Below are 7,468 nucleotides of genomic sequence, written 5' to 3'. Positions count from 1 at the left end.
CCCTACCCCAACGCGGCCAAGGCGTATTTGCAGTTCATGTTCGAGGAACCGCAAATGAAGGACTGGATCACCTCCTCGGCCGGATATTGCTGCCAGACACTGAAGGCATTCGACAACAACCCCGTGTGGACTGCCGATCCCAACAACGCCGCTTACGCCAAGGCTTCGGCTACTCTGCGGCCTAACGGCTATGCCGGGCCGCTCGGCTATGCCTCGGCGGCAACCATGGCCGACTACGTGCTGGTCGACATGTTCGCCAAAGCGGTGACCGGCCAGGCCACGCCGCAAGAGGCAATGGAAGAGGCCGAGAAGCGGGCAAATCGCTATTATCGCGTTTGAGCCGGCTCAGCCGGGCAGCGCCGCTGCCCGGCTGGCTTCGGATTGCGTCGCGGCCGATCCGGCCTATCAATGAGACCTCAGCAGGAGCCAACCCATGGCCGTGCCGTCAGCTGCTATCCAGCCGCGACCTTCGATCTTCTCACGGATTCTGTCGCGCTGGAGCGAAAGCCGGAACGCACTTGGCTTCGGCTTCATGCTTCCGGCGGCTGCACTGCTGCTTGTCTTCCTGACCTATCCGCTGGGGCTCGGCGTCTGGCTCGGCTTCACCGATGCCCGCATCGGCCGCCCCGGCATCTTCATCGGCGTCGAAAACTATGAATACCTGTGGAGCGACGCCGTCTTCTGGCTCTCCGTCTTCAACACCTTGCTCTACACGATCAGCGCCTCGATCCTGAAATTCGCGCTCGGCCTCTGGCTGGCGCTCATCCTCAACCAGAACCTTCCCTTCAAATCGTTCTTCCGCGCGATCGTCCTGCTGCCGTGGGTGGTGCCGACGGTGCTCTCGGCCATCGCCTTCTGGTGGATCTACGATTCGCAGTTCTCCATCCTGTCGTGGGCGCTCATGGAAATGGGACTGATCGATCACCGCATCAATTTCCTTGGCGATCCGGAGAACGCGCGCGCCTCGGTGATCGCTGCCAATGTCTGGCGCGGCATTCCTTTCGTGGCCATCACGCTGCTGGCCGGCCTGCAGACGATTCCCCAATCGCTTTACGAGGCCGCGACGCTCGACGGCGCCAGCCGTTGGCAATTGTTCCGCTATGTGACGCTGCCGCTGCTGACGCCGATCATCGCCATCACCATGACCTTTTCGGTCCTGTTCACCTTCACCGATTTCCAGCTGATCTATGTGCTGACTCGCGGCGGGCCGGTGAATGCCACCCATCTGATGGCGACGCTCTCGTTCCAGCGGGGCATTTCCGGCGGCCAGCTTGGCGAAGGAGCCGCGATCGCGGTGGCGATGATCCCGTTCCTGCTAGCGGCGATCCTTTTCAGCTATTTCGGGCTGCAACGTCGTAAATGGCAGCAGGGCGGTGGAGACTGACATGGCCGCGATCGAAACGAACAATCGTCCGAACACGGATGAAGGCGGCATGGGCTATCTCCAGAGCCTGCCCCGGCGCGTGGTCACCGTTTATCTGCCGCTCCTGATCTTCGTCATCGTGCTGCTGTTCCCGTTCTACTGGATGACGATCACGGCAGTGAAACCCAATCTCGAGATGACGGATTATGCCAATTTCAACCCGTTCTGGGTCGTCAATCCGACACTCGAGCATATTCGGTATCTGCTCTTCGACACATCCTATCCGGGCTGGCTTCTCAACACGATCATCATCTCGACCGCCTCAACTTTCCTGTCGCTGCTGGCGGCGGTGTTCGCTGCCTATGCGATCGAGCGCTTGAGGTTTTCCGGGGCGCGGCAGGTCGGCTTGGCGATCTTCCTGGCCTATCTCGTGCCGCCCTCGATACTGTTCATTCCCCTGTCGGTGATGGTGTTCAACCTCGGGCTTTACGATACGCCGTTCGCGCTGATCCTCACCTATCCGACCTTCCTCATTCCATTCTGCACGTGGCTCTTGATGGGCTACTTCCGCTCTATACCCTTCGAACTGGAAGAATGCGCGCTGATCGACGGCGCCAGCCGCTGGCAAATCCTGACCAAGATAGTTCTGCCGCTGTCGGTGCCCGGCCTGATCTCCGCCGGCATCTTCGCTTTCACCCTGTCATGGAACGAGTTCATCTACGCTTTGACTTTTATCCAGTCGTCCGAAAACAAGACCGTGCCGGTCGGCGTGCTTACCGAACTCGTGCGTTCGGATGTCTATGAATGGGGAGCCCTGATGGCAGGCGCGCTGATCGGCTCCCTGCCGGTGGTGGTGCTCTATTCATTCTTTGTCGAGCACTACGTCTCCTCGATGACGGGGGCGGTCAAGGAGTGAAGCTGAGGCGGAAATCCCACCCTCGGCGGACCATCGAAGCAAGCTCGTGGGTGCCAAGCTGATCGTCAGCTTCCGGCCAAAGGCGACGATGGAAAAATCTGCCCGATGGCGCGAAGCCGGCAGCTTCGATCTGATCCGCGCACTCCGCTCCCTCTCCTTCCCGCAAGCCTGCCACAAGCTTGTTGAGGCATGGTCTGGCTAAGGAAAACCGGTAAAAGGCGGACTTTCTTGGCGATTTCTCCACCCAGCGACATCGTTATGGATGTGGCCCGAGCCGCCGACCCGGCGGATATCGAGACCGCCCGCGCCGCGCTGGCAAAGCGGGCCGGCGGCGCTGCGAGCACGTTTTCACTCGACGCCGCCGCTTCCGTCGATGCCGGCTCGATCCTGTCGCGCGCCACCGCCGATAAGGCCGCCGCTGCAACCGACCCGGCCAACAAATTCAAGAAGTTCGAGGCGATGGTGCTGCAGACCTTCATCCAGAACATGCTGCCCAAGGACACCGAGGGCGTCTACGGCAAGGGCCTGGCCGGCGACATGTGGAAATCGCAGCTTGCCGAGCGGGTGGCCGACGTGATGGCCGAACGCGGCGGCATCGGCATCGCCAAGTCGATGCTTGCCGACCACTATCTCGAAGGCAAGCGCGTGGTTCCGGTCGGTCCGGTCTCGGGCGTGTTGGAAAAGACCGAGATCGACCAGCAAAACAGCCTGTCGACCTCGCTGGTCCACCAATTGCAGCGCAAGGCTGCGGGGTCGATGACCGGTGACGAGACAACCATAAAAACAAACATCAAGATCTAAACTGGGAAACGCCATGGCCGACTTTTCAGAATCCACCCCCAATCTGCCAGCACGCACGACCGCGTCGGAAGCGCCGATCCCGTTCGCGCGGCCCGGCAACCTCGCCGCCATCATCGGTCGCATCGAGGAAGTGGTCGAGGAAGAGACGGCCGGTATCCGCAACGCGACCAACTATGATCTCAAGGCGTCGAACGCCCGCAAGAGCCGCTACCTCTACGAGTTGACGCGCGCCATGAAGGGCGGCAGCGAAGCCGAATTCCTCGAACAGCACCGCGAGGGCCTGACCCGGCTGCGCCAGAAGCTGGCGAAGAACGAAGCGGCGATCCTGGCGCATCTCAGCGCGGTCAACGAAGTCGCCAGCCTGCTGCGGCACGCCATCCAGCGCGCCGAGACCGACGGCACCTATTCCGCCGGCGAGTTCGGCTGGATGAAGGCATGATGCCGAACACAAGCGACACTTGGGAGATACTGCCGAAGCAACGGCGCAGTGCCGCGTCGCCTTCGCAAGGGACTGATCAAGGGACTGACAAGAGCCGATGATCAAGGTCATCGCCATCGCCGTCTGGATCTGCGCCGCAACCCTCGGCGCCGTGTTCTATTCGTTCCAGGCGGCCGGCGAGCGCGGTGTCGGCGAAACGCCGAAGCCGATGCTGGGCGGTCTCGACTACGTCAAGACCGACATCATTTCGGTGCCGCTGATCCGCGATTCTGAGATCGGCGGCTATTTCCTGACCAAGCTCGTCTACACCGTCGAACCCGAGCAGATAAAGAAGCTGTCCATTCCGGCCGAAGCGCTGATCACCGACCAGGTCTATTCCTACCTCTATTCCAATCCGCAGATCGACTTCACCAACAAGGCGACGATCGATCTCGATGCCTTCCGCGCCGCAATCCGCGATACCGTCAACGCGCGTGTCGGCGCGCCCTTGGTGCATGAGGTTCTGATCGACCAGGTCAATTTCCTGTCGAAGGACGAAATCCGCGACAACTGGCTGCGCCGCAAGAAAAGCGAGACGGCGAGCGAAATGACCAAGGCGTTCAAGGAACACTGAGTTGCCCCGGCTCGGAGTCCCGGCCTCATCGGGGCTCACCTGCCGCAACGGCAGGAACCAACCGCCGGAATTCGCGTTGACGTAAACGTCAACCCAAAGCTATATGCGGCAGCGACCGTGATCGCGAAACCGCGGCATGGGCTTCGGCTGGATCGAAGCGCCGTTGCGAGACAGATGCAACCAGACAAGGAGAACAGCGTGAGCGTTCAGGAGATTGCCGAGAAGATCAAGTCGCGGGTGGCCAGCAGCGGGTTCGATCGTTCCGTGAAATTCGACACCGGCAGCGACGGCGTCATCGTCATCGACGGCGCAACCGTCTCGAACACCGATGCACCCACCGACTGCACCATCAAGCTCTCGCTCGACGATCTGGATTCGCTGATCGCTGGCGACCTGAACCCGACAATGGCGTTCATGACCGGCAAGATAAAGGTCGAAGGCGACATGACCGTCGCCATGGCGCTCAGCCAGCTGATCGGCTGAAGGCATCCAGCCGCCCAAGCGGCACCCACCAAGCGCAAAAACGCCGCCTTTTCGGGCGGCGTTTTTGCATGAAATGCTGCCGGCTTCGTGTCAGGCCGCCGATATCAGTTCCTGCGCCTTTAGCTTGCGGCCGGCCGCCTTCAGCGTGCCGTGCACGCCGTCAAGCGCGCCTTCCACCAGTTCCAGCGCCAGCAGGCGGTGCCGCTCATAGGGTCCCGGCATGGCAAGTGAACCGGTCTTCTCGGCCGAGAAGCCGAAGCGCGCGTAATAGGGCGCATCGCCGACCAAAAGGATAGCGGCATGGCCGAGACGCGCCGCTTCGGCGATGGCATGGCGCATCAGCGCCGAGCCGATGCCGGCATTCTTGAGCGACGGGTCGACGGCAAGCGGGCCAAGCAGCAGCACGGCCGCACCGCCCTCGCCCAGCCTGACATCCCACAGCCGCACGGTGCCGGCCACGCCGCCCGAAGCATCGCGGGCGACGAAGGCCAGGCCTTCCGAGGGCCGCCGGCCACGCCGCAGCTTCTCCGACGACTTTTTCCTGCGCTTCGGCCCCATGGCCCGATCGAGCAACGCCTCGCGCGCCGCAACATCGGCGGCGGTTTCGGCGACCATCACAGAGGCCGGTGCGTGGCCCCCAATTTCAACTGGCATTTCCATTTCAACTGACATTTCCATTTCCGCAATCCCTGGCGAGCGGAGATCTGTTCCACAGGCGAGCCCGGGTGGACGACACGCGCCCACCGGGGATGATCTGATCGGCTCTCTCAGCGCATTTTCAGGCGAAGTTGTGTCCGGTTCGCCGTCCGAAAATGCGCTGAGGAAGCGCCGTCAGATCACGTAGGATCGGAGAGGCTCGAAGCCGTTGAAGGCGACCGCCGAGTAGGTGGTCGTGTAGGCGCCGGTGCCTTCGATCAGCACCTCGTCGCCGATGGTCAGCGACAAAGGCAGCGGATAGGGCGTCTTCTCGTACATCACGTCGGCCGAATCGCAGGTCGGGCCGGCGAGCACGCAAGGTGCGGTCTCCGTGCCGTCATGCGGCGTGACGATCGGGTAGCGGATCGCCTCGTCCATCGTCTCGGCAAGACCGCCGAACTTGCCGATGTCGAGGAACACCCAGCGCACATTGTCATTGGCCGCTTTCTTCGAGATCAGCACGACTTCCGACTTGATGACGCCGGCATTGCCGACCATGCCACGGCCCGGCTCGATGATGGTCTCGGGAAGCGCATTGCCGAAATGCTTGCGCAGCGCCGAGAAGATCGCCTGGCCATAGGCCTGGGCGGCTGGCACGTCACGCAGATAGCGCGTCGGGAAACCACCGCCCATATTGACCATCTTCAACACGATGCCTTCTTCGGCGAGCGTCGCGAACACCACCTTGGCGTCGGCCAGCGCACGGTCCCAGGCGGTCAGGTCGGTCTGCTGCGAGCCGACATGGAACGACACGCCATAGGCGTCGAGGCCGAGCCCCTTGGCATGGCGCAGCACGTCGACGGCCATCGCTGGCACGCAGCCGAACTTGCGCGACAGCGGCCATTCCGCGCCCTCGCCATCGGTCAGCACGCGGCAGAACACGCGCGCGCCTGGAGCGACGCGAGCGATCTTCTCGACCTCTTCGACGCAATCGACGGCGAACAGGCGGATGCCGAGCTGGTAGGCGCGTGCGATGTCACGCTCCTTCTTGATGGTGTTGCCGAAGGAGATGCGGTCCGCCGGCGCACCGGCGTCCATCGCCATCTCGACTTCGGCAACGGAAGCGGTGTCGAAGGACGAGCCCATCGCAGCAAGCAGGCGCAGGATTTCCGGCGCCGGGTTTGCTTTCACCGCATAGTAGATTTTTGAATCGGGCAGCGCCTTCTCGAAGGCGCGGAAATTGTCGCGCACGACATCGAGGTCGACGACGAGGCAGGGACCGGTCGGACGTCGGGTGGCGAGGAAGTCAAGGATGCGCTGGGTGGCCATCGGGGTCTCTCCATCAGCGCCTTTCGGCGCGCAATAAGGCTGCGGGACGCGGGCTGTCAGCCTCGCGAACACGCGGTGGACAAAGGCGGGACGGATATCCATGGAACCAGCCGGTGGAGACCCCGGAACCATGAAGCGCCGTCTCGCGGCGGTGAACCTTGGCCTTGCCCGGCCTCGGTTCGCTTTGTCTGCCTTGGCTTGGATGGGAGACCCGTCCGCACTGCCGGCAATGAAGGTGTGCCTCTTCAGTAACCCCGGTTTTTGGACAACCGGCAGAACACCAGAAAGGCCCGCACCGTCGTTGCTTCAAGGTGTCCTCGGGCTGGCGGTTGGCCGCTAGACCGACTGGAGGGGTTGGCTCCAGTTACCTTACCGATTTCCCTCACCATTCGAGGATCGGCGGACACCCACAGGCACGTGCGACTTTGGGCAAGCGCGATATAAGGGCGAAGACTTTCACAATCAATAAAAATCGTATCGCAGGTTGTAAAATTTCTGGCGTCGAACAATGTTGCGGCAACCGTATCCGGATATCGAACGATGACAGGCACGCACGGCCCTCTCAACGCCTTTCTCGATCTTCGCCAGATGCCAGTGGCACATGCCCAGCTAGGCCCGCTGGCCGGCCTGCGGCTGGCCGTCAAGGACATCTACGACGTCGCCGGCTACCGCACCGGTTGCGGCAATTTGCAAAAATTCGCCGAAAGCCACGCAGCCTCGCGCACCGCACCCGCCGTGCAGATGATCCTCGATGCTGGCGCACGCTTCGTCGGCAAGACGCAGACCGACGAGCTTGCCTTCGCGTTGTTTGGCCAGAATGCGCATTTCTCGTTTCCGGTGAACCCGGCGGCACCCGACCGCGTCACCGGCGGCTCCTCATCGGGGTCG

9 protein-coding genes and 2 pseudogenes (1 of these 11 cut by a window edge) are annotated in these 7,468 nt (G+C 62.3%); 9 read left to right on the top strand and 2 right to left on the bottom strand.

Going from position 1 to position 7,468, the window contains the following annotated elements; translation table 11 throughout:
• The 8 genes and pseudogenes from EOC06_RS42575 to EOC06_RS14990 form a co-directional block, all read left to right on the top strand.
• Window positions 1-339: pseudogene (locus EOC06_RS42575) on the top strand (carbohydrate ABC transporter substrate-binding protein); the annotation flags it as partial.
• 94 nt (window positions 340-433) lie between these two features.
• Window positions 434-1,384: a carbohydrate ABC transporter permease gene (locus EOC06_RS15015; protein WP_127271702.1), complete on the top strand. Its 951-nt coding sequence runs from the start codon at window positions 434-436 to the stop codon at window positions 1,382-1,384.
• A 1-nt stretch (window position 1,385) separates the two neighbouring features.
• A complete protein-coding gene (locus EOC06_RS15010; RefSeq protein WP_127271704.1) occupies window positions 1,386-2,279 on the top strand; it encodes a carbohydrate ABC transporter permease in 894 nt (297 codons plus the stop codon).
• Between the two features lie 46 nt (window positions 2,280-2,325).
• Entirely contained in the window at window positions 2,326-2,481 is a 156-nt protein-coding gene (locus EOC06_RS40170) for a hypothetical protein (protein WP_164898588.1), read from the top strand.
• Complete coding sequence (locus EOC06_RS15005; RefSeq protein ID WP_164898587.1) at window positions 2,469-3,080, top strand: rod-binding protein; 612 nt, start codon at window positions 2,469-2,471, stop codon at window positions 3,078-3,080. The genes EOC06_RS40170 and EOC06_RS15005 overlap by 13 nt, the downstream gene beginning before the upstream one ends.
• 13 nt (window positions 3,081-3,093) lie before the next feature.
• Window positions 3,094-3,519, top strand: coding sequence for a hypothetical protein (locus EOC06_RS15000; RefSeq protein ID WP_127270030.1), 426 nt, complete (start codon window positions 3,094-3,096; stop codon window positions 3,517-3,519).
• A 97-nt stretch (window positions 3,520-3,616) separates the two neighbouring features.
• Window positions 3,617-4,132 carry a hypothetical protein gene (locus EOC06_RS14995; RefSeq protein ID WP_127270032.1) on the top strand — a complete coding sequence of 172 codons (516 nt, stop codon included), beginning with the start codon at window positions 3,617-3,619 and terminating at the stop codon, window positions 4,130-4,132.
• A gap of 198 nt (window positions 4,133-4,330) precedes the next feature.
• Window positions 4,331-4,615, top strand: a complete 285-nt coding sequence (locus tag EOC06_RS14990) for an SCP2 sterol-binding domain-containing protein (protein ID WP_013529756.1) — start codon at window positions 4,331-4,333, stop codon at window positions 4,613-4,615.
• A 90-nt stretch (window positions 4,616-4,705) separates the two neighbouring features.
• Here EOC06_RS14990 and EOC06_RS14985 read toward each other — a convergent pair whose 3' ends face one another.
• Together EOC06_RS14985 and odc2 are read right to left on the bottom strand one after the other, a co-directional pair.
• Window positions 4,706-5,275, bottom strand: coding sequence for a GNAT family N-acetyltransferase (locus EOC06_RS14985; protein ID WP_127270036.1), 570 nt, complete (start codon window positions 5,273-5,275; stop codon window positions 4,706-4,708).
• A 171-nt stretch (window positions 5,276-5,446) separates the two neighbouring features.
• Complete coding sequence (odc2, locus tag EOC06_RS14980; protein WP_127272801.1) at window positions 5,447-6,580, bottom strand: ornithine/lysine decarboxylase; 1,134 nt, start codon at window positions 6,578-6,580, stop codon at window positions 5,447-5,449.
• A 540-nt stretch (window positions 6,581-7,120) separates the two neighbouring features.
• On the opposite strand from odc2, the pseudogene EOC06_RS14975 reads away from it, so the two are divergent.
• Window positions 7,121-7,468: pseudogene (locus EOC06_RS14975) on the top strand (amidase); its annotated part runs 687 nt beyond the window's last position; the annotation flags it as partial.

Origin of the sequence: Mesorhizobium sp. M7A.F.Ca.MR.362.00.0.0 (genome assembly GCF_004023175.1) — a bacterium.
GTDB lineage: Bacteria > Pseudomonadota > Alphaproteobacteria > Rhizobiales > Rhizobiaceae > Mesorhizobium.
The sequence above is the reverse complement of the archived record's forward strand: the minus strand, read 5'-3'. Positions and strand labels throughout refer to the sequence as shown.

What these genes read in the sequence shown, in the direction of transcription:
- EOC06_RS15015 (WP_127271702.1), top strand. Translation starts at nt 434, where the DNA reads ATGGCCGTGCCGTCAGCTGCTATCCAGCCGCGACCTTCGATCTTCTCA.
- EOC06_RS15010 (WP_127271704.1), top strand. Translation starts at nt 1,386, where the DNA reads ATGGCCGCGATCGAAACGAACAATCGTCCGAACACGGATGAAGGCGGC.
- EOC06_RS15005 (WP_164898587.1), top strand. Translation starts at nt 2,469, where the DNA reads ATGGTCTGGCTAAGGAAAACCGGTAAAAGGCGGACTTTCTTGGCGATT.
- EOC06_RS15000 (WP_127270030.1), top strand. Translation starts at nt 3,094, where the DNA reads ATGGCCGACTTTTCAGAATCCACCCCCAATCTGCCAGCACGCACGACC.
- EOC06_RS14995 (WP_127270032.1), top strand. Translation starts at nt 3,617, where the DNA reads ATGATCAAGGTCATCGCCATCGCCGTCTGGATCTGCGCCGCAACCCTC.
- EOC06_RS14985 (WP_127270036.1), bottom strand. Translation starts at nt 5,275, where the DNA reads ATGGAAATGCCAGTTGAAATTGGGGGCCACGCACCGGCCTCTGTGATG.
- odc2 (WP_127272801.1), bottom strand. Translation starts at nt 6,580, where the DNA reads ATGGCCACCCAGCGCATCCTTGACTTCCTCGCCACCCGACGTCCGACC.